Below are 22,283 nucleotides of genomic sequence, written 5' to 3'. Positions count from 1 at the left end.
TTGGCGGTAAATTCTATCTATTCTTCATTTGCGTCAAACTTTATCTTGAAGAGAAACCTACTTACTTGGCACTGAAAGAGTGCCTTTAGCTATGTTAATTTCCCCTCCTACACTAGATACAGAAAGCTCTGAGCATATTTTGTCAGGATAGATCAGACTGGTTAATGCGTATTTTCCATCATTGATGAATAACTCTATGGAAGAAGCATCAGCCACTGCCGTAAGTTTCATCTCCTCCGTACGATCGATTTTTACTGTTTGAACATGAGTGAAATTTCTAGAAAAATCCACTTCCCCTGATGCACTCCTGTCCAGTGACAATTCTCCCTTTTTCGTGTCGATGTGAATGGAGGTAAAATGTTCAGCAGAGTGATGTAACATAACCTTATAAGCTTCAGCATCCATACTCTCAATAACAAAGTTCATTTTAAAATACGGTTCATCCAACTTAAGCTTTAGCGGTGAATCAGCTGAGACACCCACATTCCTTAGGGTTTTGGATTCAGTAAAATAAGAATCTAGCTCTTGCACAGGGGTTTGAATAATTGTATAGCTTTCATGCTCTTGCTGGAGTTGAAGAACGCGCGGTAACGTCATTTGGCTTCTCCAACCATAGGTAGGAACTTCATTTGCATAGCGCCAATTACTCATCCAGGCAAGGTAAATCCTCCTCCCGTCCTTCTCAGGAATATCAGAAAAGCTTACCCCGGCATAATTATCTTTTCCTGCGTCTAACCACTTAATATCTTCATGATGGGTTGAAAAGTTTTGGCCATCAAAGGAGCCGACAAAATATTGAGTGCGCGAACCATTCTCAAATTCCGGATTATCCCCAATGCTAACTAGCAACACCCATTCGGATTTGTTACTTCCAGTGACCGGTAGCTCGAACAAATCAGGACATTCCCATACTCCTTCATGAGACCCTACCGATTCTCCAAATTCACTCTCAAATTTCCAGTCTATTAGATTGATAGATGAATAAATTGATATCGTTTGACCAGTTGCTACAACCATCACCCATCGATTTGTATCGTTATGCCATATAACTTTTGGATCTCTAAAGTCTACTATTGTATCGTCAACAAGGACTGGATTATGCTTATATTTTGTCCAGGTTCTCCCGTCGTCATGGCTAAATGCGAGACTTTGCCTTTGAACGGGCATCTTCCCTTCTTCATGTAAATGGTGGGTAAATATCGCCACTAAACCAGGTTCATTCGGAAAGAATCCAGATGTGTTGTTCCAATCCACCACGACACTCCCAGAAAATATCGTTCCAAGTTCATCAGGGTATAAAGCAATATCCAGTTGTTCCCAAGTGATCATATCTTTACTTACTGCATGGCCCCAGTGCATAGGGCCATGTATACAGTCTTTGGGATTGTGCTGAAAAAACAGATGATATTCGCCTTTAAAGTAAACCATGCCATTGGGATCATTCAACCAATACTTTTTAGGAGCAAAATGTAAGTAAGGTCTATATGTTAGCAAGTCTTGCGTTTTCAATTACTTGTCCTCCTGTGCTTCCATATATTTGTTAAATGCATTTTGCTTAATTTCCATCCATTCCGTTAAGCCTAAACGCTCCAACTCTTCCAAGCTAGCTTCCCATTCTTCATCCACTGTACCGTTGACAATCCATTCTGAGCGCTTTCTTTCCACATAAGGAAATAAATCTGCCTCAATTTCAGAAATTGTTTCGAGTTCTTCTAGTTCAAGAAATACATTTGGGTACGTATAATCTGCGTTCATGTAAGGGACTAACTTCTCATGAAGTAAGTCCATTCTCCAGGCAGCATCATCTGGCATTGTTGTAATTTCGCCAAAGTAGCTATTCAGTATAGCTAACGGACCACCAAGCGCTGATTGTTCCCGTAATTCAACTGGAGCAGTTCCTTCTAGTTCTAAATGCTTTAACATCTCCTCGTTTTCATCATATTCGAAGATATTTTGTTTCTCTTCATCTCCATATGTGCCCCAATTATTTTGAACGGACTGAAGTGGAGCATACATCTGATCAATCCATTTTGCTGTTAACTCCAGATTCTGATTAGAACTCGTAATGACCATTCTTGATCGATCAAAACCAAGCGAGTTGCTTACGGCTACATTTTTTTGACCATCCGGTCCCTCCAAAGCAGGCAACATCTCATAATTTTCACCTGAGATGTTATTCTTATCCCATGTGAAATATACACCGTAGCGTTCGTTACCACCCTTGGCAACATAATTGTTCCAATCCTGCTCAAACGCTTCCACGTCAATTAAATCTTCCTGATAAAGACCATGTAAATAGTTAATCGCCTCTTTATAACCATCTGTAGTTGGCGTGAATACGACTTCTTTATCATTTGAAACGACCGTATGATTCCAGTTGTCCCCTTCACCAAACGAGCCGAATAAGAAGGCAGGGTCCTCTTGTCCCCCGTTTAAAATAAAGGACATAGGAATCGTTTGTCCTTCACCCGCAGGATCTTGATCTCGAAACGCCTTGAGTACTTCTTCTAATTCCTTCGTCGTTTGAGGCATCTCCAGTCCTAATTCATCCAGCCATTTCACATTAATCCAACCTGTGCCCTCTACTGCCTGAATCTTTTCTTTACCAGTACCTAGCTCCTCAATCCATGGAAAAGAATAGATATGACCATCTGGTGCAGTTACCATTTCCTTATATTCTGGTGCCTGTTCAAACACCTTTTGTAAATTTGGCATATAATCCTCAATTAAATCTTCTACAGGAATGATCGCTTCATCATCTGCAAGGTTTAATAATTCATAGTCACTATATCCAGAGTTCATAATCGCATCTGGAAAATCACCGCTTGACATTGCTAAATTTCTCTTCTCAACAAACGCTTCTCCTGAATAACTATCCCACTCAATATGCACACCTGTTTCCTCTTCCAAACGTTGACTTATTAATTTATCATTTGGATCTTCCGGAGCCATCGGAGAGCTTCCAGTCATAAACTTAAGCGTAACATCCTCTTCAACTGGGAAGGTAATATTTGATAGCTCGTAATCCTTAGCAGCACTTTGTTCATTTGAGCATCCTGATAGTAGCAACGACCCTAACACCACTCCAAACAACGCGTTCTTTACCTTTTTCATAACATTTCTCCTCTTTTCATTATTTTAATGAGCCTACCATAACACCCTTTTCGAAGTACTTCTGAAAAAATGGATACATAACTAGTAAAGGTAAACTAGCTAGCACAATGGATGAGTATTTAATCATTTCTGATAACCTTTGCATTTCAGCCATAGCCAGTTGATCTGAGATCATCCCAGGTTGGACTTCATTTTGTATTAATATAGATCGCAAAATGAGCTGCAGCGGGTATTTAGTCTGATCATCCAAATAAATCATTGCCTCAAAGTAAGCATTCCACTGACCAATGAAAGCGTATAGTGCCAACACAAATATAATCGGCTTAGATAATGGAATAATGATCTTTACGAAAATCATAAAATCGGAGGCACCGTCAATCCTGGCCGCTTCTTTTAATTCTTTTGGAAGCCCTTTAAAATAAGTTCTTGCCAAAATGATATTCCAGACAGAGACGGAACCGGGTAGAATAACTGCCCAAATCGTATCTAACAATCCAAGACCTCGAACCACCAAGTATGTAGGAATCAACCCGCCACTGAAAAACATGGTAAGTAAGAAGAAAAACATGATGCTCTTTTTCCAAGCCAGATTGTCAACGGATAAGGAATATCCTGCAAGCACTGCAACTAGTACAGATATAAACGTAAATGTAGTAGCGTATAATATGGAATTAAAGAATCCCCTCATAATCGTCCCATCGGCAAAAATTTGTGAATAGCCATCAATTGTCCAATGATCGGGATTCAGTGAGAACCCTTTAGTTAACAAGATACTCGGCTGGAGAAAAGAACCCAGCAGCACATACAAAAGAGGTACTAACACGATTAAAACAATAACTGACAAAAGAATCTTGTTGATAATGAGTAGATATCGGTCTTTCCGTGAATTGTTAATTATATTGTTCATTTTCTTCCCACTCCCTCTAGCGCTTTTTACACAAGACCTTCACCATCATTAAGTTTCTTGACGACATAATTCACAAAGAACAGTAAGAATACATTGATAACGGCATTGAATAATCCTACGGCTGTTGCAAATGAATAATCTCCAGCCTGTAATCCGCGTTTATAAACGTAGGTTGGTATAATCTCTGAAGCTGGCAAGTTCATACTTGTTTGCAATAAATAGGCTTTTTCAAATCCAATAGCCATAATTCCACCCGCAGCCAATATGAACAATACGGCCATAACTGGCTTTAGTGTAGGAAGATCAATATGTCTTATTCTTTGGAGCAAAGATGCTCCATCAATCGTAGCAGCATCATGGAGCTGTGGATCAACATTCGACAATGCTGCCACATAGATAATCGATGCAAATCCAGCGCTCTGCCATACCCCCGAGAAAATATAAATGGATCGGAATGCATCTGGATCAGACATAAATGAATATGGCTCATTAGTGAAAAGTGTCATTATACTGTTTATCGGCCCTGTGGGAGAAAGGAAAATAAACAACATTCCTGAGATTACTACTACTGAAATAAAATGCGGTGCATAAAGAATTAATTGGACGTTCTTCTTGACCTGAGCCCGTTTTAACTGATTTAACATGAGGGCCAGAATGACCGGAATAGGAAAGCCAATGATCAAATCGAAAGAACTGAGCTTTATTGTATTCATCAAGATACTCAGAAAATTGGGCGACTGTAGAAAGTTAGTGAAGTGCTCTAGCCCGACCCAATCACTTCCCCAAATTCCTTTTGTCGGACTGAAGTCCTTAAATGCAATAACGGTTCCATACATGGGCACATAATGGAAGACAAGTGTTAGGATGATAGCGGGAAGCAGAAATAGATAGAGGATATAATTGGTGCGCATATTTTTTTTATGTTGACGTTTTGTTTGTGACTTTTCTTTACGCTTTATTGCTTGACTTGTTTTTGGCAAGGTGTTGGATAAAATGTTTTTATTCTCCAAAAAATCTCCCCCTTCAAATAAGAATGTGATTTAAGTCAACCGGTTGACATATTGTGATGATGTAACCCCCCCTTTTTTTAAAAATTTACATTATTTGTTCATATCATATAGCAAACGCTTACAAATATCAACCGGTTGACATAAAAAAAGTAGTAGCGATTCAAAAATTTAAGTTGTTCTGTTTTTCAGTAATTGGACCGGTAGTACCGTTTCTAAATCAACTGTTGCTTCCGGGTCGTCAACTAATTTCAGAAGGGTGTTCACTGTACTCTTAGCCAAACTTTCAATAGGCTGCCTGATGGTTGTTAAGTTGGGTTGAATATTCATTAGTGTTTTTGTCCCGTCATAGCCGACAATTTTCAATTGATCTGGAACCTCAATCCCCATCTCTCTAGCAACATTTAAACAAGAAACGCCAATCATATCATCACTTGCAAAAATGCCATCCACTTGCGGAACTTCGGCAAAGATCTTTCGTATAAGCTCTATCGTTTGCTGCACATCAAATACATCCTGAATTTCATAAGTAATAGGATTTGTTATAATATCCTCGTAAGCTTTTCTTCTTAACTGTGTAGGGGTCTCTAGCTGAGCCGGGCCATTAATATGTACAATATTCTTACAACCTTTTTCTATCAAATGCTCGACAGCCATCTTCCCTCCCTGGTAATTATCCGAAGATATGACAGGAACTGTTGTTGATAAATACCTATCAACGGCTACAACAGGGATGTTTTGGCGTTGATAAGTACTAATTCCTCTGTTATGGGAACAAACTATTATTCCATCGACCTGATGGCGAATCAACATATCCGAATAAGACTCTTCTTTTTCTTGATTATCCAGACTGTTACACAAAATAACCTTATAGCCTAAATCCGCCAACATATTTTCAACATTAAAAGTCAGCTCTCCAAAGAACGGATTGCTTATAGTAGGTACGATTAATCCTATAAAGCGCGTCTTTTTTTTATAAAGAGACCGCGCCAGATCGTTCGGATAATAATTTAATTCTTCCATCGCTTCTTTTACTTTTTTTCTCGTACGCTCACTTATATATCCGCGATTATTAATCACTCTAGAAACTGTTGTGCGCGTTACTCCTGCTGCTTTTGCAACATCATCTAACTTTACCCTTTTCATCATCCATCTCCTCGCAACTTTTTCCATATCAATTCACTAATTACTTAACTATTTGAGAAATCAACCCTTTGTCTATTCTAGGGTTTTCGTTTCCTTTGGTAGCGATTTCAAAGCGGTCCACATAATAACATAGCAAGACAAACTAATGCCTATTACAGGAATGAGTACTGTTATACGGAAACATATATACGTTAATAACAGTAGTCCTAGGAGCATCATTATCGTTCGTACCGGCCTACCTACCGCTAATATTAAAGCATTTTTCAAGTACTGAAAACTCTTTTGGTCAAAATGGACAAATAACGGAAAGACATACAAAGACGTAATGAAATACAAGACGCTGATAACAACCGTTATATTAACCATAATGCTTTGCAATTGATTGGAGGAGATAAGCTGAACAACTTGAAAATACATGTACAACACCAATCCAAATAAAACATAAAGATACCCCAAAAGATTAGCCTTTATAAATTCCGTTCTAAAATTCCTTACAAAAAGCTTCAATACTGGAAGGTCATTATCTTCTATAATAGTGCGCCGAAGAACAGCAAATAGAGCCGCAGTAGCTGGAAATATCCCCAGTACGATCAAGCCAGTACATGTGAAAAAAAACCATAATAAATTCAACAAAAACAGATTAAACGCCCAGGTGCCAAGTCTTAAATACCAGCGTGACATTACCATGATCATAACCCTCCACTGATTTGATAAATCTTTAGTGAAAACGAAAGGGCAGACGAAATTTCATCCAAATAAATCTTTCACAATACTTTATCATTAGTTTGTTATTAATTGACTGAACCCAAACGCAATTAACCAATTGAGAAAGAAGGAAGTCACTCTCAACTTCCTCTTTCATTTAATAATCCACAGCACACCCGTTAGAAACTAGGAGAGAGAACAAAATTAAGATTCTAGTATTCTTAATTCGATGTAACCCACTGTTGGCGTGTATTCTCTGGATCATATGGTTGAAGCATGATATTCCCATCCTCTGATATAGTCATTGCCTCATCATTGAACACAGATAAGATGGTGACGGTTTGATTGTCATTCTCTTGAATGATCCATCTCTGATTATCATAACCAAGGTAGTCGTATAATTGAATTTTCTTCTGTACCGAATCAAAATCAATTGCTTTGCTAGCTTCCGCTCGTATGGAATAAGAGTCATGCTCATCACCAGTTGGTATAAGTGTCCAGGTCGTAGGCTCTTCATTAGCAGTGACAGGCACCCCATTTTGAGAAGAAGCTGCATAAAGAGATTGACCTGTTCTTTGATTAATAAAGGTCGTTTCACGTAAAGCAGCTTCAGAAACGTTACTAACCTTTACATTTTGAAAGACCGCTCTGCCTCCGAATACATTTAAACCAAAATGTCCCTCTGCAAAGGTTCCATCTCTTATATCCATTATCTTTTCTCCATCTACATCAATTTGAATACGGGGACCAGTAGCTGATATTCTCACATTATAGGTCTTCCCTGGCTGAATAAATGTTGGAACCTTACTGATTACCATACGCTCTTCAAAGCTTCCATTTATTTTATAAAAAAGACGGAAAGCGTTCATATTAGGATCTAAATTAAAATAATAACCACTTCTACCATCTTCACTGGCACGAAAAAGAATAGCACCGGCACCTCCCGATTCATGAAGTGTCATTTCTGCTTCATAAACAAAGTCGCCCCCAGTATTCTCAGCTATATAATTGGAATCACCGGTATGTAATCCCCGAATTCCTTCTTCAGTTGCAACCCATTTGACGGTATCAACATCTGACTTCCAACCAGTAAGATTAGTATTAAAATCCCCCTCAAATACATTCACTTCAAAACTCTCAGACACCTTGTTATTTGGCGTAGAAACTGTAATCGTCGCTTTTCCAGCGCTTGCAGCTTCAATTAAGGCAGTGTTATTAGTAGAAGAGCGAAGACTCACAATATCGGAATCAGACGTTTTCCATTTAAGTTTTTTCGTTCCATTCCCGTTAATACCTTTAGTTGCCGCATTAACAGCTAGCTTATCCCCAATATTCATTTCTTTTTCACGTTTATCAAGTACAATTTGGGGTCCATCTTCCATTTCCCGATCCCAAATATCCTCTAAAGAGTGTACTTTCAAGGAAATAATTTGAACTTGATCACCTTCAGTATAAAAGCTAACTCCCCTGCTCGTTGCATCCGGAAAAATGAGATCTGAAAAAACTGTCTCCCCATCATTAGCAAAAACCTCAATAGACCCGTTATCCACTAGTATATTTAATTTAATTCGCTGATTTTTCGCTTGTAATCCTGTCGTATGGGTTGTAGTAAATTCATTCGAAAAATCCGTCCTGCCTGACTCGGAACGATCCACAAATAATTTCTGTTCCGCATTATTATATCCAACAACAGTTTTTTGTTCAGAACCTTCACGAACGTGAAAACCAAACTCTGTCACATCACTACCAGCAGGAATTTCAATTTCCGCTTCTAATTGATAGGAAGCTTCGTTTACTTTGTTTAATAAATTACTGTCATTCTTTGGAGATACAAGCTTATTCTCTGTTTCAAAAACGGTTCTTTGAATTGTTTCTAATTCTTTAATCGGCGATTGTGCTAGTCTAATGCCTATATCTGTTAAGGTGAGTCGTAGTTCTCTTGGAATCGTTAGTTGACCATTCCATCCTTCTGTCGGGAAGGCAAATGGATAGTCCCAATTCGTCATCCATGCCATCGTAACACGACGGTTATCCGGCATATTTGCAAACGACATAGAGGCATAAAATTCCTTCCCATAATCTGTTTTCAATACCTCTCCAGGTTGATTGTCATTGATGAATTTGCCGTCAGGTGTTAGGTCTCCAATAAAATACTCTGCATCTGATCCCTCTGTATTCGGATTGGCTCCTGTACTAAGCATGAGGACCCACTTCTTCTCTCCTGTATTGTCGACTTCAAGCTGAAACAAATCCGGACATTCCCATACCCCTCCACGAATGTAGTCACCATAGCCGAAGTTCTGGGTGTGTTCCCAGTTAATAAGATCATGGGAAGTGAAAAATCTAATATGATCTCCTCCCGAAACAACCATCACCCAGCGGTCATTCGCTTCATCACGCACCACTTTGGGATCACGAAAATCCCAACCGCCTGGATTTTCTCCATTACTTCCAGGATTCTCTATAACGATCGGATGTTCTTCTGAATATTCCCACGTACGACCTCGATCCGTACTATACGCAAGACCAATTCGTTGATTGCCATTATCGGCATCTGGATTAAAAGAAGTATAATATGCTACCAGTCCTTTACCCCCAGTATCTGAAAATAGGCCGGAATCATTATTTAAATCTGCCACAGCAGATCCTGACCATACATGACCATAATCATTCCATGGCAAAGCTATAGGTAGATGCTTCCAATTAACTAAATCTTCACTAACTGCATGTGCCCATTGTCCACCGTTCTGATGAAACAGATGATATTCACCTTCAAAATAGACTAGCCCATTTGGATCACTTGCCGATTCTCGAGCCGGTGTATAATGATAATCAGGCCTATAATTTTCTTTATAATAACTATCTGAAGAAACTAAGTAAACATCTTGAAAATAAGCTGCACCTCTTAAAACCATCAATCCTGCTAAACCACTAGTATAACTACTATCTGTTAATTCAATTGCGGGATCTGCGTAGCCATCTAGATAGATTGTGATTTGTTCGTCATTCACTATGATTTCCAAGTGGTGTTTAGTATTGGTTTGTGACTTGAAACTTCGACTAGATTCCCCGAGTACCGTACCATCTGCTTTTTGTAATTGTACTGCAACTTCATCCCCTTGCTTCTTAAGCAAAGCTCGATAGCCCTCTGTTCCAGCCTCATTCATGCGAAATGTAAAACCTGCCTCCATTTGTTTTTCATCAACGGAGACATTACCTTCTAACACGAAGTTGTTGGCCTGTGTGTCATATATTTTCTTAACTATTTCATTCTCTCGCGCTATTCCTTTTAATCCTTTAATGTTTGGTTCCCAATCTCCTTCTTCCACTAGAGACTGACCCAAATTCGTTGCAAGTTCACTCACTTTCACGTTTTGAAATAGTGCAGACCCATTCCAAACATTCAGCCCCAGGTATCCATGATGATGAAGCGATACATTCGAATCTATCACTGGCGTATATAGATCTTCCCAATATACTTTAATATTGTCTTCTACTACTTTCACCTTTAAATGATAGATTTCACCTTCTTGAATGTTAACGTCAAATTCCTCTATTAACCTACTTTCGTCCCGAGCATCACGTAGACGAATCAGTCCTGCATCCGGCACTATTTGAACCATATAGGAATCCCAGCCATCTTCACTAGATCGAAATATCAACGTAGCATCTGCTGATTGATCTAATATCTGTATATCAGATTGGTATATAAAATTTTCTGATTGAACGTTTGAAATCGCCATTACATTCTCATTTGCTCCCGAAGTAAGCTTTAACCCTTGTACTGTATCTTCAAGTGTACCTTCACCATGAATGACCAAATCCGTTAAATTTGTTGATGCTTTAATTGCTGAAACCTCCTCATTTTCCTTTGTACGCTCTGCTTGCACTTCTGCCGTTACCTTATTGCAGATCAACAACATTATCATTAACCCGAATGCAGTAAATATAAGAAATTTGCGAACAATCTCATCATTATTCATTAAACGATTCAAAAGCATAACTCCTCACTATATTTAATGGGGTTAACCATCTTGCTTTACCTTAAATCACCTTCTTTATTCCAACTTGTTGACTCTCATACGAAACATCTACAACGCCAAACAGATTAAAAAATCCTTTTATTACAGAATAATATATCGTAAGCGCTTTCAGGTGTCAACCGGTTGACATAACTTTTATTTTGATAGAAGAAGACACCTTCCTTACCGTATAAATAACTGAGGCAATACTAAATTGAATGAAAGATATTAAGCATTAACGACGCAAGAATAACAGTTATTACACCTAGCGAAATGTTATTTAAGCTATCGACTCGAGCCTTATTTAAACGGTATGACCTACATTTTCTTGTTTAGAACCATTTCGAAATTCAATCATATCCTCAATCTTTTTTGGAAATAAAAAACGCAATTCCTACATGAGGAATTGCGTCCGATTGTTGAAGATTATTGTTGTATAACTAGGCTATTATGATGTTGCAGAATCGTTTCTCTTTAGTGAATAAAGAAATCTCATTAGCCTTCTCTCGAATTTAACCGAGTTTTTTATCAATAATCATGTATTTCTAATAGAATCTCGCACGACAATCGACTTCAAATAATGATAAACACCGTCATCATCACACGTAAATTCCGTCACATCGTCGACGATTTCTTTAATTTGGTCCGATGCATTTTTCATGGCTACAGCATAATCGGCAAACTGGAACATCGGTAAGTCGTTGTTACTATCGCCTATGGCAAGCGTCTCTACACCTGACAAATCAAAATGCTGGAGCATTTCTTTAATGCCAGTCGCTTTGTTTACATTGGCTACCATTACTTCGACGTTATGCGCTGAAGAGATTGACGTTGTAAAATCAATGTCCTGCTTGATATTTTCTAGCTCATCTTTCCATTGATTGATATGTTCTTTCGTACGAGCGAAGAAATAGAATTTGGAAAACTTATTTCCTTCAATTTGAGCTTTCCAGTTGATCGCTTCTTTGATCGCTTCTTGACGCGAAAGCCATTCATTCAGCCCGACGCCTTCTGGCTGAGGATCTTTAATTTCCTCTTCCATATAGTGACGATCTTGTTCTAAAGCAATGCGATCTCCTCCGTATGGAAAGAGCTCATAATAAATTTTCTGCTCACGCGCTTTTTCAATAATCTTTTCAACTAAGTCAAGCTCGAGTGAATGTTCAAATATGGCCTTACCTTCAACATACCCTGCCATCCCATTTGAAGAGATAATGCCATCCACTTGAAACCCTTCAGGGACAAGCTCATTAATCTCATCCGAAGCTCTGCCTGTTGCGATAAAGACGTATATGCCATTCTCTCGTAACTCATCAATCACTTGCTTCGTATATTCACTCACCTTGTTATAGTGATTCAAGATCGTACCATCCATATCTAAGAAAATAGCTTTTGGGTTCGTTAGCATTGTGACTCTCCTTCTTTCGTTATAAATCTTCTATTTTTAAATTTAAACGGCGTATTCTTTTACACCTGATCTCTCACTTCACTCTTAACGACAATATTTTCGTCTCTAACGGTTTATAAAGTTTCTGGATCTATGAATCTATTCGTAACTCATAGTGATTGTACCATTGTATTTCCCATTTAATCATTATCAGCAAATAACATGTTACTCCTCTTTAATTACCTTGTTCAAGTTATTGATACCAATTAGTTTAAATTGGCATCAATAACCTACTTCGTTCTTTCATTATAAAAGGAGCTTATCTTGTTACAGATAAGCTCCTCGATTGTTTAGTTATTATACAAAAGGAGAACTCACAGAATACACTGACCATATGAATATCCCCCAAAAAGTAAGAGAAGTAACGCGATCATTCAACAATAGACTTTTTTTAGAAAGGACATATACTTTAAACAACGTGTATAAAGAAAAAAGTATAAAGGAAATGCTGATCCACACTGAATCTACACTTTCATAGAAGTTACTAAAAACAAGCTCAGTTAAGAGAAAGCCAACAATTAAAAAGCTAATGATTTCAATAAGTGTAATGAAATATTCTTTCCAGAGAGCCAAGTAATTCACTTCCTTTCGAATATGTACTTAACAGTTACGATACTCCTGGGATAATAACCTGCATTAACTTTCATTGAATATTATTAAAATCCTTCCATTCTCCATTTTCTAATACTTTAAAAATATTTCCTTTGCCAGATATGAATTCGATTGTTTTATTTTCATCTTTGTACCTTGTTATTGGTAGGTCAATTTTTATAGACTTTATTTCTGGTTGATTTATTAAGAAGTAATAAGTGTTATCCAATTCATCTACACCGTCTTTTTAACAATAGTGCCTCTCTACTTAATACCAATTATTTCAAATTAATACGAGCAACTCAATCTTTATTTTTTGTATAAATGATATGAATGGGTATTAGGCAGGATTTTCAAACTATGAAAAACCACTACCGACCGCTGTTCGTTTTACCTAACCTTATTCCATTAGCAACAACACCAATTAGCCCAGTAATAATAAATACATAAGCTATAAACAGAGGTGTGGTGGATAACGATTCCGTCATTAATCTAAACAATCCAACAGCCAAAACAAGAAAACTACCTATCAATGCAACAAATGTTCTATTAAACAATGTTATTCCTCCTAAATAAATTGTTTTCTCATTCACAAAGTTAAACTATTTAGCAACCGCTCAGAGATTGTTGAACAGATAATTATTGTCATAAATTATCCTGGTCTTCCTTCTCATCCTTTTCATAAAACAAATAAAAAATAGACATCCCTGATAAAATCAATAAAGATAATGTCACGATAAGATTTTTTACTAAAAACGCAATATAAACTACGCTAATTAACATCATGATTGACGCTAATATTTTTGCAAGCACCTTACTCCCCCTTTTTCTAAGTAATCTCTTCCCTATATCTCCAATACCAATTATTTCAAATTGTTATGAACAACTCAGTCCTTTAATTCACATTAAAAGGAGCCTATCTTATGACAGATAAGCTCCTCGTCTCTTTCATAAAATGGGGCTGAATCGCCTATGCTTGAAAGGTTAATCTACAGCTTTTTCTTCTTTCTGAAAGATGACATTAAATGAACCTAGCTCACTTGATTTTGAAAGCTTATCAATGATTGCGTTTATTTCCTGTTCCGACTTTTCCCCTTTATATTCACTATTTGAAATGACAAATATAACATCTTTTTTCTTTGCGTCGTATATTGAATAATGTATTTTTCCCTCTGCTTGGTAACCTTGATTCTCTAACTCATTTACAACCTTACTAGTAAAATTAATTTCCGTTATTTTATTTGTAACATCCATTAGTTCAAGATCCGTTAATGGAGTGCTCCTGGCGCCCACCGGCTTATCATTATTATTCTCTATAGCAAAGTAATAGAATACAGAAAAAACACTCCCTAGTAGAAGCAGAACTATCATTGCTTTTTTCATTACAAATCCCACCTTCGCAAAGAAGTTGTTTTAGGGATATCGTATGTCCTCTTAATCGAACTATTCATAACGAGCAAACTGGGCATATGATTTCAGTTCTTTTTTACATATTACACCATCTCACCCCTGTTAATTTCAACATTCCGTTTTCGTTAAACCCCACTTCTACAAACAAAGAGGGAGGAATCGATGTACAATTCCTCCCTCTGTTCTAGTACATATTCATTATTCGTGATAGATAACAGGACCCGTTATGATTACTGCGCGACTTAAATCCGATCCATTAAATATCTCCCATACTCGATCGGCGTTCTGAAGACCGCTTCCCACTTATCGTGAAGGAGTTCTCCATCCTCAAACAATCCGCTCACATAGTCTGAGATAAAGTTACATTCAATAAAATAAGGCTTACCCGCTTTTGTGATGCCAATATCGAATCCAAGATCGGCTAGCTTCGGAAAATGGTGATCGAGTACGCGGGCGGTTTGAAGTCCTAGCTGTTCAATGCTTTGTAGGAGCGCTTCGTACGAAATTCCTGGATGGGAATGAGGCGCAACAGCTTCAAACGTGTACGTCGTTCCCCCTTGTGCTCCATTCGTTAGAAAGTCTCCCCCATTGGCTACCTTGCACATCACGCCTGACACCTGCCAATTCCCGTTTCGATTCTTTTGAACCGCGACGCGCAAATCAAACGGATGGCCTTTAAAATCAGCTAGCGGAATCATCTCCTGAATCATGTACGTATGCGTACGGAGTCGGTTAACGAGCACCGCAGGCAGCGTCTTTTTGAAATCAACTTGTTTGAGCTCGCCTTCTTTTGTTTTATAAAAGAGGCGCCATCCTTTCTTAACCCGCTCAACTTTCATCGCGCCAATGCCGAATTCGCCATAGCTTTTCTTGAGAATGAATTGCTTGTAGCGTGCAGCCATTTTATTTAAGTTGTTGATCGTAAAGAGCTCCGTCTCAGGCAAGTGGTCTCGAAGATTGTCATGCTTGATCAGGACTTCGTGAACTTTATGCTTCTCCACATCATAATTCGGCACATTGTAAACGACGCGCCCTTCCTTCATTAAAGACTTGATGTGCGAACGGTAAGCTGGCAAGTAATCGAGCACGCGTGTATAAATGACTTTCGGCGCTGGAACTTCTTTCACGACAAACGTTTCCTGTTCATACACATAGGCTTTCACCGTCGCGACGCCTGGCTTTAGATCAAAGAATCGAAAATAACAAGGGATTATGCCAAGTTCTCTTGCTGACTTCTCCCAAATCATAAACATGCTGCGCGTGCCACCCTGTAATTCAGGCATCGCCTCATACGTTGATTTGGGAAGGATAATACCTAGATAGTGATCGCTCACAACGATCTGCCCCCTTCGCTTTAATCTATTGCGAATAGGGGCCGTGTTGTGCCTGGTCGAGTGCATTTATAGGCGCTTCTCCGCCCTATTTCATAGCCAGTGGACTGGCACCTACACCGGGCTTATCCTTTTTCATAGAATAGTAGAGAATTGAAACAGAAATGAGGAGAATATATGACAACTCCAGTATCAGGCTATATTACGGATAACCGAAACTTAGTAGGTCGAAAAGGAAACCCGAACCTTTTTTATGATATAAAGGATAATGTTGCATTTAAGAAAGATCCGGAAAACCTCATCTATCTCTTATCCTCAGCGCAAATGCCAGCGATGATCGGCGGCTCACTTGCCGAATTAAGAATGTCGAAAGGATCTGTACGCGAGCCGCACTGGCATACAAACTCATGGGAATTGGTATACCTCGCTTCTGGATCCGCAACCGTCGGCATCCTCAACCCGAACAATGATCAATTATTAACGTATCAGCTACGAAAAGCTGGTGAAACGGTCTTTATTCCAATGGGCTACTGGCACTGGATTAAGGCAGATTCGGACGAGACCTTGCTGTTATTATTCTTTAACAACGACCGCTTCCAAACGCAAGATGGCTCTAGCATGCTGACGAAAACCCCTCTGAAGGTTTATGAAGAAGCGTATCGCATAGACCCGAAAACAATGGAAAAAGCGCTAGATCCAATTGAAGGGAAAAGTCCTGTCGTTATCGGACCGCCACCCCCTTTATCACGCAAACGTCGCAGGCGAAGATAAACGAGACAGACCTTTGTAATAGGTTCCCTTAACGAAACCTTAGGTAGGATTACCTAAGGTTATTTTTGATGCTATTACTTTGGGAGGATATGGGTGGAATGAAGTTTTAAATTCGTTCGAATATGGAAGAGAGCAACCAAAGGAATTTGGTTTCATCCTTACTGGAAAACAATTATCCTTTATTATGTAACGATAAAAAGACTTAAGAGGTGACGACTTATGGCAAACATTCTAATGCTTAATATCCCAGGTGAAGGACATGTTAACCCAAGCTTAGGCATGGCAAAAGCTTTTGGAGATCGGGGAGACAGCGTCTATTATATTTCAACTGAAAAATTCAAAGACCGCCTAGAAGGCGTAGGAGCCAATGTGATTCTTCATGAGGATCGATTAGATGGTTTACACATCAATCATGGTAGTTCAGAAGGAATCAATAACTTTCTACATTTCTTTATACGCTCATCTTTAGATATCCTCTCGCTTACAAAAGAGTTAGCGAAAGAAGTAGCGATTGATTTTGTTTATTACGATGCCTTTGGTCCTGGTGAATTAGTAAAAGAGTATTTACAAGTACCAGGCTTCTCTTCTTCATCATCCTTTTTAATCCCAGATGATTATAAGAAAAACCTCCCCCTTCACCCAGACGCGTCGGTGTCATTTGAACTCGATGAAAAAGGGAAAGCTTTATTAGCTAAGATGAAGCAAGCGTTTGGCGTCGCTCCTAAAACCATGTTGCAATTTATGCAAAATCAAGGCGAGCAAACGATGGTTTATTCAAGCGAGTATTTCCAACCTCATTTAAGTGAATTTGGTGAAGGGTATCATTTTATTGGTCCTAGCTTCCCGGAACGAAAAGACGCGACTGACTTCCCACTTGACCAGCTTGAAAACGAGCAGGTTCTTTTTATTTCTATGGGCACAGTGCTCGATCATGTTGAGAGTTTCTTTAATATGTGCATCGACGCCTTTACAGATTTTCCAGGGAAAGTTGTCATTTCAGCAGGATCAAGTGCTGATTTCACTAAAATAAAAGAAGCTCCCGATCACTTCATTATTCGAAAATATGTTCCTCAGCTAGATGTGTTGCAGCATACGAACGTGTTCCTTACCCACGGAGGAATGAACAGCACTAATGAAGCGATTTACTTTGAAGTTCCGATGGTGGTGCTCCCTCATGATAAGGACCAGCCTTTGGTCGCTGCACGCCTCGCAGAACTACAAGCCGGATATCCTATTTTCCCACCGAACGTAACAATCGAATCGCTACAGCATGCAGTGAATCAAGTCATTCATAACGCGAACTATCAGCTAGGCATCCGAAAGATCAAAGAGAGCTTTCAAGCCTGTGGCGGACCTAATGAAGCATTAGAAATCATCGATCGCCACCTTGCGTCGAGATAACAGGATCATAAAGCCTCCCCGTTACGAAGTTGATTCACTTATGAAATAACCGTATACTTTTGATGGATACTAGTAGACTATTACTTAATGAAGACGGGGAGGACGAATCGTGATCGATTTGCGCAGTGATACGGTAACGAAACCAAATGAACAAATGAGAAAAGCGATGTACGAAGCTGAAGTAGGCGATGATGTGTATGGAGAAGATCCTACGGTTAACAGGCTCGAACAAATCGCTGCAGAAACGCTAGGAAAAGAAGCGGCTTTATTTGTCACGAGCGGCACGCAAGGAAATCAAATTGCTGGCTTAGTCCACTGTCAGCCTGGTCAAGAAGTGATCATGGAATCTCAGGCGCACTTATTCCTATATGAAGCGGCAGCACTGTCCGCCTTTGCTGGTGTACAAATTAAGACGATCGATGGGAACCGCGGTGCGATGAATCCAGGCGATGTTGAAGCAGCTATCCGAGGCGAAGATATTCATCAGCCGGAAACAGGATTAATCTGCATCGAAAACACCCACAACAAAGCAGGCGGCGCAATTGTTCCTCTTGAGAATATGGAACAAATCTATCAACTATCAAGGAAACATCAGATCCCTGTTCACTTAGATGGGGCACGATTATTCAATGCTTCTGTAGCAGCTCAAATTCCCGTAAAAGAATTCGCGAAGTATACGGATTCTGTTCAGTTTTGCTTATCAAAAGGGCTCGGTGCACCAGTTGGTTCCATGATTGCCGGTACTTCTGAGTTTATCGAGAAAGCTCGAAAATGGCGTAAGCGCCTTGGCGGTGGTTTAAGACAAGCAGGTGTTCTCGCTGCACCGGGCATTATTGCTCTCGAAGAAAACGTGAAGCATCTTGAGATGGATCACGAGAACGCGAAGTATCTTGCTGATGGTCTTCAGAATATTGAAGGGGTTAACCTTGTCAATCAAGTGGATACAAACATACTCTTAATTGATATTACGAATACGAAGAAAACGACAGAAGACTTTATCCACCGTTTAAAAGAACAAGGCGTTTTAGCGGGTGCGTTTGGTCTGAACGTGATTCGATTTGTAACGAATAATGGGATTACGAAGAAAGACATTGATGCTGCATTAACGGCTGTCCGAAAAGTTGTAAGTTAAATTCCAATTTATTCATTTCACATGTTTATAGATTGAAAAAAGACCCACAAAATCATCATTCATTTTGTGGGTCTTTTATGTTGATAAATCAATTTTTCACATGTAATGCGATGAAAAGTTTAACCGAAATAAGATACATAGGTAAGAGATAGAATCTGAAACTATCCCTACTTAAAATAACCCTTACGAATGAACCTTCGCAAGATATTATTAGCTACTTATGGATATTTATTTCCTTCCTTGCTATAAATTTCATAAACAAAATATCCAACTAAATAACCTAGTGCCGCACCTAAATTAACGGAAGATAGTAATGAGAACGAGAAATACATACCAACCACTACACCAATACCAGCCCCCAAAAGCATTCCGATTGGGATGAGACTATCTAATAAAAGTTGAGCAGCTTTTGAATTTTTCTTCCCCAGATTGCCTTTATTAGATTTATACTTTAGGCTTTCAATCACAAAGACAACTACTATGCCCATTAAGACAAGAGGTGCTATTGTCTCAGCTATCCACATAATCAAATCTCCTCCCCCAAGATCATACCTGCCACTCAATATCTACTTATGGATCTTTTATAACAAAAATGCTCCACCTCTTTTAATCGAATAGGAAATTCCCAACCAATCCAATCAATAGCATGATAATCAAACTCCCAAACAGAAAATATCCGATTACCTTAATAGGTAAGGGCAGTTTTCCACCTCTTGATTTTGGATAACCTTCAATGTTTTGTTTATGAGCTATAGCATCATTGAATGGTTTATTTTCGTTTTCGTTGTTCATAGAGAATCTCCCTCCTCCTCTTGATAGAAGTTAATCAACTTTCGTAACCCCCCTCGTCTCTATTACTCTCGTTTCCCACTGATTCGCTTACTATACATCCAATAACATACAAAATAGCTACCCACCAAAAGAAGTAAATAGAATAACTCTGGATGATTAAATGGAGCGTTTTCTAGAGGTCCTGTTCTTAAGTCGAAAAAGCTTAAGACCACATTTATCACAAAGACGGTTAGTAAGAAAATCCAACTTCCTACAATCGCTTTTTGTTTAATGAATCGAGAGCGTTCATCATTGGTTTTTGAACCACTTCCATACTCTTTATCTCCAGTAAACCAGCCAATAATTAAAAATAGAATAAAGCTAACAAATATAGAAATAGCCCATTCGTTTAACATTTTTACCACCTCTTCTATTTAAAATAGACTCTTATAACTAATCTCTTCAATAAGCCGTCTCCTAAAAAAAATGAGATAGAATTATGCTTTGTTCGCTTAACAATCATGAACAAAACTAATCTATCTCAAATTTACATATTACACATTTATAGCGGCTAGCTTTTGCTTTCCTAAAATAACAGTTTGTATTTAATTTGAGTATGTTGGCTGACTTTCTTTATACTCTCCAAATTGGTAGCGATTAAGTAGTCGATCAAGCTCCTGGCTAGCCATTAATGTCTGTTTATGTGTAAAGCCATGAGCTAACACCTTTAAAGATAAAAGAGATTTTTTTTCATCGATCAGATCAAGAAGATCTGCACGATTATAGCATTTGATTGGCGATTTAAACGCTTCCCTTCCTAAATTAATGTTGGAGAACCAGAAGTACATATAAACAGCGTGCTATATATGGATTCTAAGGAATGGGCCAAATAATAGTGCTCAAAATATAAAATATAAAGATTTTCATTCCTACAAGTTCATTAATCAACATGTATATAACGCTATTAAATTAGTACGATAATATAGTAATTCATGTAATAGTTTACTATATTTTGCAAAAAGAAAATATAAAAAAAGAAATATTGCGAAAGAAATATTTGTGCTAACTCCAATAGCTAACTTACCATACTTTATAACGATTATGGCATCATGGCTTCAATTGTCTTCAAATTTTAACCTGTTGGGGATAGAGAATTGTCTTAATCTTATTTTCATATCCAACATAGTGTGGGCACATTATGCCTTCTAAAACGAAACACTGATTAACATAAATCCGCTACTCAGATTACTGACTATTCATTTTGTTGATAATCTCTATGATTTCTTCATTATCTCCTGTATCCACGTTTACAAGCTTTGTATTGGTAATGATATCTTCCATTTCCTTCTGAATTTCTTCTTTATCTATATCTTCAGGAGGAGGAAAGCCACCATACCAGCGCAAAGGAACGTTATATACATTAATCGTGCCATCTCCGTTACCACTATACGTAACGATGCCATCTACGATACGGGAACCACGTAATTGAACAACATCTTCTGGATAAGTGAGACTGTTCTCATCATCAGGATCAAGAGGGGAACCAGCGGATATAAGTTGAACATTTAATTCATCTACTTCTTGATTCGGTCCTAGCTGTGACCAGACACGAGCGTATTCAATTTCCTTGGAGGAGTAATCATCTAACGCATGATTTTCTTCATTTTCATCTGCGAAATTTGACTCACCGCTTTTTGGTTCTTCAGAAGAGGTTTCTTTATCATCTTCCTGAGAAGTGTCTTCTGACGTTGATGAAGATGCATCTTCGTTTACTTGATTACCCTCTTCCACTTCAGTCGCTTCTTCCGTTGATAAAGAAGCGTCATTCTCAGCAGCATTTGCATTTAATTTGGCATTCGTATTATCTGAACACCCTGCAAGTAATAGAATAAACAATAATAAGGACATATGACAATAAAAAAGCTTTACCTGTTTCTTCATTCGATCATTCCTTTTATTTATTATCTTGTCTAACGATTAGTAATAAAAAATGAAATCATCTCATTCGATCAACATCACGATCATCTAAGTGCCTGTACCAAATGCCTCTGCAAATTTTCTCCCCATAAAAATTCCCTAAATTTACAATTAATTTCCACACTATCATCCATTATTTCAGATTATTCTCATTAACTCAAGTATCAATTTCATTTAGTTCAAACCTTATTCTGAGGAACTTACTTTTAATCAACGAAAGGAGACTATTGCCCTTCAGTGTACAAGAAACATACTTATGAATAGTAAGTACTAAAGTTCTTCTGTTTTCATTCTCCTCAATGATGGTTTCCTGTCATATTTCTAAATCACCCTTCCAAGCTTCTTTCAATTCATAAATACACTTCCTTAATTCTTAATTGTCGTTGATTCAAATCATTTTTTTAATCTATATTTCCATGCAAAAAAAGGAGCCTACCTTTAACAGATAGGCTCCTAAAATAGTAAGTAAGGATGTGTATTACATCTATAAGCAAATTCATCAAATAACTAACTCTTCTTCCAACCTGGATATCTAAACAAACATCGAACTG

At 38.3% G+C, this 22,283-nt stretch carries 20 protein-coding genes; 3 read left to right on the top strand and 17 right to left on the bottom strand.

Annotated elements, in window-relative coordinates; genetic code table 11:
• Positions 1–57 precede the first annotated feature (57 nt).
• From AC0VYV_RS06350 to AC0VYV_RS06295, 12 genes are all read right to left on the bottom strand, one after another.
• The gene (locus AC0VYV_RS06350; protein WP_475374614.1) at positions 58–1,509 is read right to left on the bottom strand and encodes a glycoside hydrolase family 32 protein; all 1,452 of its coding nucleotides are present in this window, start codon (positions 1,507–1,509) and stop codon (positions 58–60) included.
• A complete protein-coding gene (locus tag AC0VYV_RS06345) occupies positions 1,510–3,114 on the bottom strand; it encodes an extracellular solute-binding protein (protein ID WP_475373458.1) in 1,605 nt (534 codons plus the stop codon).
• Between the two features lie 19 nt (positions 3,115–3,133).
• On the bottom strand, positions 3,134–4,021 hold the full coding sequence (locus AC0VYV_RS06340; protein ID WP_475368649.1) for a carbohydrate ABC transporter permease: 888 nt from the start codon (positions 4,019–4,021) through the stop codon (positions 3,134–3,136).
• A 26-nt stretch (positions 4,022–4,047) separates the two neighbouring features.
• Entirely contained in the window at positions 4,048–4,932 is an 885-nt protein-coding gene (locus AC0VYV_RS06335; protein WP_475367470.1) for an ABC transporter permease, read from the bottom strand.
• A gap of 267 nt (positions 4,933–5,199) precedes the next feature.
• On the bottom strand, positions 5,200–6,174 hold the full coding sequence (locus AC0VYV_RS06330; RefSeq protein ID WP_475366896.1) for a LacI family DNA-binding transcriptional regulator: 975 nt from the start codon (positions 6,172–6,174) through the stop codon (positions 5,200–5,202).
• A gap of 72 nt (positions 6,175–6,246) precedes the next feature.
• Complete coding sequence (locus AC0VYV_RS06325; RefSeq protein ID WP_475368647.1) at positions 6,247–6,861, bottom strand: YesL family protein; 615 nt, start codon at positions 6,859–6,861, stop codon at positions 6,247–6,249.
• 239 nt (positions 6,862–7,100) lie between these two features.
• Complete coding sequence (locus AC0VYV_RS06320) at positions 7,101–10,874, bottom strand: GH32 C-terminal domain-containing protein (RefSeq protein ID WP_475374613.1); 3,774 nt, start codon at positions 10,872–10,874, stop codon at positions 7,101–7,103.
• Positions 10,875–11,436: 562 nt separating this feature from the next.
• Positions 11,437–12,309 (bottom strand): HAD family hydrolase, encoded by an 873-nt coding sequence (locus AC0VYV_RS06315; protein WP_475366893.1) that lies wholly within the window; start codon positions 12,307–12,309, stop codon positions 11,437–11,439.
• A gap of 1,001 nt (positions 12,310–13,310) precedes the next feature.
• On the bottom strand, positions 13,311–13,496 hold the full coding sequence (locus AC0VYV_RS06310) for a hypothetical protein (RefSeq protein ID WP_475366891.1): 186 nt from the start codon (positions 13,494–13,496) through the stop codon (positions 13,311–13,313).
• Positions 13,497–13,584: 88 nt separating this feature from the next.
• Positions 13,585–13,752, bottom strand: a complete 168-nt coding sequence (locus AC0VYV_RS06305) for a YbaN family protein (RefSeq protein WP_430245084.1) — start codon at positions 13,750–13,752, stop codon at positions 13,585–13,587.
• Between the two features lie 171 nt (positions 13,753–13,923).
• Positions 13,924–14,322 carry a hypothetical protein gene (locus AC0VYV_RS06300; RefSeq protein WP_475374612.1) on the bottom strand — a complete coding sequence of 133 codons (399 nt, stop codon included), beginning with the start codon at positions 14,320–14,322 and terminating at the stop codon, positions 13,924–13,926.
• A gap of 269 nt (positions 14,323–14,591) precedes the next feature.
• A complete protein-coding gene (locus AC0VYV_RS06295) occupies positions 14,592–15,683 on the bottom strand; it encodes a YheC/YheD family endospore coat-associated protein (protein WP_475374611.1) in 1,092 nt (363 codons plus the stop codon).
• 174 nt (positions 15,684–15,857) lie between these two features.
• Between AC0VYV_RS06295 and AC0VYV_RS06290 the strand changes: the two genes are divergently transcribed.
• The 3 genes from AC0VYV_RS06290 (at position 15,858) to ltaE (ending at position 18,984) form a co-directional block, all read left to right on the top strand.
• The gene (locus AC0VYV_RS06290; RefSeq protein WP_430245090.1) at positions 15,858–16,451 is read left to right on the top strand and encodes a cupin domain-containing protein; all 594 of its coding nucleotides are present in this window, start codon (positions 15,858–15,860) and stop codon (positions 16,449–16,451) included.
• 219 nt (positions 16,452–16,670) lie between these two features.
• On the top strand, positions 16,671–17,852 hold the full coding sequence (locus AC0VYV_RS06285; RefSeq protein WP_475366887.1) for a macrolide family glycosyltransferase: 1,182 nt from the start codon (positions 16,671–16,673) through the stop codon (positions 17,850–17,852).
• Positions 17,853–17,961: 109 nt separating this feature from the next.
• Positions 17,962–18,984 carry a low-specificity L-threonine aldolase gene (gene ltaE, locus AC0VYV_RS06280; RefSeq protein ID WP_475366886.1) on the top strand — a complete coding sequence of 341 codons (1,023 nt, stop codon included), beginning with the start codon at positions 17,962–17,964 and terminating at the stop codon, positions 18,982–18,984.
• A 218-nt stretch (positions 18,985–19,202) separates the two neighbouring features.
• Here ltaE and AC0VYV_RS06275 read toward each other — a convergent pair whose 3' ends face one another.
• From AC0VYV_RS06275 to AC0VYV_RS06255, 5 genes are all read right to left on the bottom strand, one after another.
• The gene (locus AC0VYV_RS06275) at positions 19,203–19,508 is read right to left on the bottom strand and encodes a hypothetical protein (RefSeq protein ID WP_475367469.1); all 306 of its coding nucleotides are present in this window, start codon (positions 19,506–19,508) and stop codon (positions 19,203–19,205) included.
• 82 nt (positions 19,509–19,590) lie between these two features.
• Positions 19,591–19,776: a hypothetical protein gene (locus AC0VYV_RS06270; RefSeq protein WP_430245096.1), complete on the bottom strand. Its 186-nt coding sequence runs from the start codon at positions 19,774–19,776 to the stop codon at positions 19,591–19,593.
• Between the two features lie 62 nt (positions 19,777–19,838).
• The gene (locus AC0VYV_RS06265) at positions 19,839–20,171 is read right to left on the bottom strand and encodes a hypothetical protein (protein WP_430245098.1); all 333 of its coding nucleotides are present in this window, start codon (positions 20,169–20,171) and stop codon (positions 19,839–19,841) included.
• 189 nt (positions 20,172–20,360) lie between these two features.
• Entirely contained in the window at positions 20,361–20,603 is a 243-nt protein-coding gene (locus tag AC0VYV_RS06260) for an aspartyl-phosphate phosphatase Spo0E family protein (RefSeq protein WP_194220715.1), read from the bottom strand.
• A 397-nt stretch (positions 20,604–21,000) separates the two neighbouring features.
• A complete protein-coding gene (locus AC0VYV_RS06255) occupies positions 21,001–21,696 on the bottom strand; it encodes a hypothetical protein (RefSeq protein ID WP_475366885.1) in 696 nt (231 codons plus the stop codon).
• Between the last annotated feature and the right edge of the window lie 587 nt (positions 21,697–22,283).

Source organism: Anaerobacillus sp. QJM3NY_17 (assembly GCF_056173665.1).
The sequence above is the reverse complement of the archived record's forward strand: the minus strand, read 5'-3'. Positions and strand labels throughout refer to the sequence as shown.

What these genes read in the sequence shown, in the direction of transcription:
- AC0VYV_RS06325 (WP_475368647.1), bottom strand. Translation starts at nt 6,861, where the DNA reads ATGGTAATGTCACGCTGGTATTTAAGACTTGGCACCTGGGCGTTTAAT.
- AC0VYV_RS06255 (WP_475366885.1), bottom strand. Translation starts at nt 21,696, where the DNA reads ATGAAGAAACAGGTAAAGCTTTTTTATTGTCATATGTCCTTATTATTG.
- AC0VYV_RS06335 (WP_475367470.1), bottom strand. Translation starts at nt 4,932, where the DNA reads ATGCGCACCAATTATATCCTCTATCTATTTCTGCTTCCCGCTATCATC.
- AC0VYV_RS06285 (WP_475366887.1), top strand. Translation starts at nt 16,671, where the DNA reads ATGGCAAACATTCTAATGCTTAATATCCCAGGTGAAGGACATGTTAAC.
- AC0VYV_RS06300 (WP_475374612.1), bottom strand. Translation starts at nt 14,322, where the DNA reads ATGAAAAAAGCAATGATAGTTCTGCTTCTACTAGGGAGTGTTTTTTCT.
- AC0VYV_RS06270 (WP_430245096.1), bottom strand. Translation starts at nt 19,776, where the DNA reads ATGAACAACGAAAACGAAAATAAACCATTCAATGATGCTATAGCTCAT.
- AC0VYV_RS06290 (WP_430245090.1), top strand. Translation starts at nt 15,858, where the DNA reads ATGACAACTCCAGTATCAGGCTATATTACGGATAACCGAAACTTAGTA.
- AC0VYV_RS06315 (WP_475366893.1), bottom strand. Translation starts at nt 12,309, where the DNA reads ATGCTAACGAACCCAAAAGCTATTTTCTTAGATATGGATGGTACGATC.
- AC0VYV_RS06260 (WP_194220715.1), bottom strand. Translation starts at nt 20,603, where the DNA reads ATGTACTTCTGGTTCTCCAACATTAATTTAGGAAGGGAAGCGTTTAAA.
- AC0VYV_RS06345 (WP_475373458.1), bottom strand. Translation starts at nt 3,114, where the DNA reads ATGAAAAAGGTAAAGAACGCGTTGTTTGGAGTGGTGTTAGGGTCGTTG.
- AC0VYV_RS06265 (WP_430245098.1), bottom strand. Translation starts at nt 20,171, where the DNA reads ATGTTAAACGAATGGGCTATTTCTATATTTGTTAGCTTTATTCTATTT.
- AC0VYV_RS06330 (WP_475366896.1), bottom strand. Translation starts at nt 6,174, where the DNA reads ATGAAAAGGGTAAAGTTAGATGATGTTGCAAAAGCAGCAGGAGTAACG.
- AC0VYV_RS06275 (WP_475367469.1), bottom strand. Translation starts at nt 19,508, where the DNA reads ATGTGGATAGCTGAGACAATAGCACCTCTTGTCTTAATGGGCATAGTA.
- AC0VYV_RS06340 (WP_475368649.1), bottom strand. Translation starts at nt 4,021, where the DNA reads ATGAACAATATAATTAACAATTCACGGAAAGACCGATATCTACTCATT.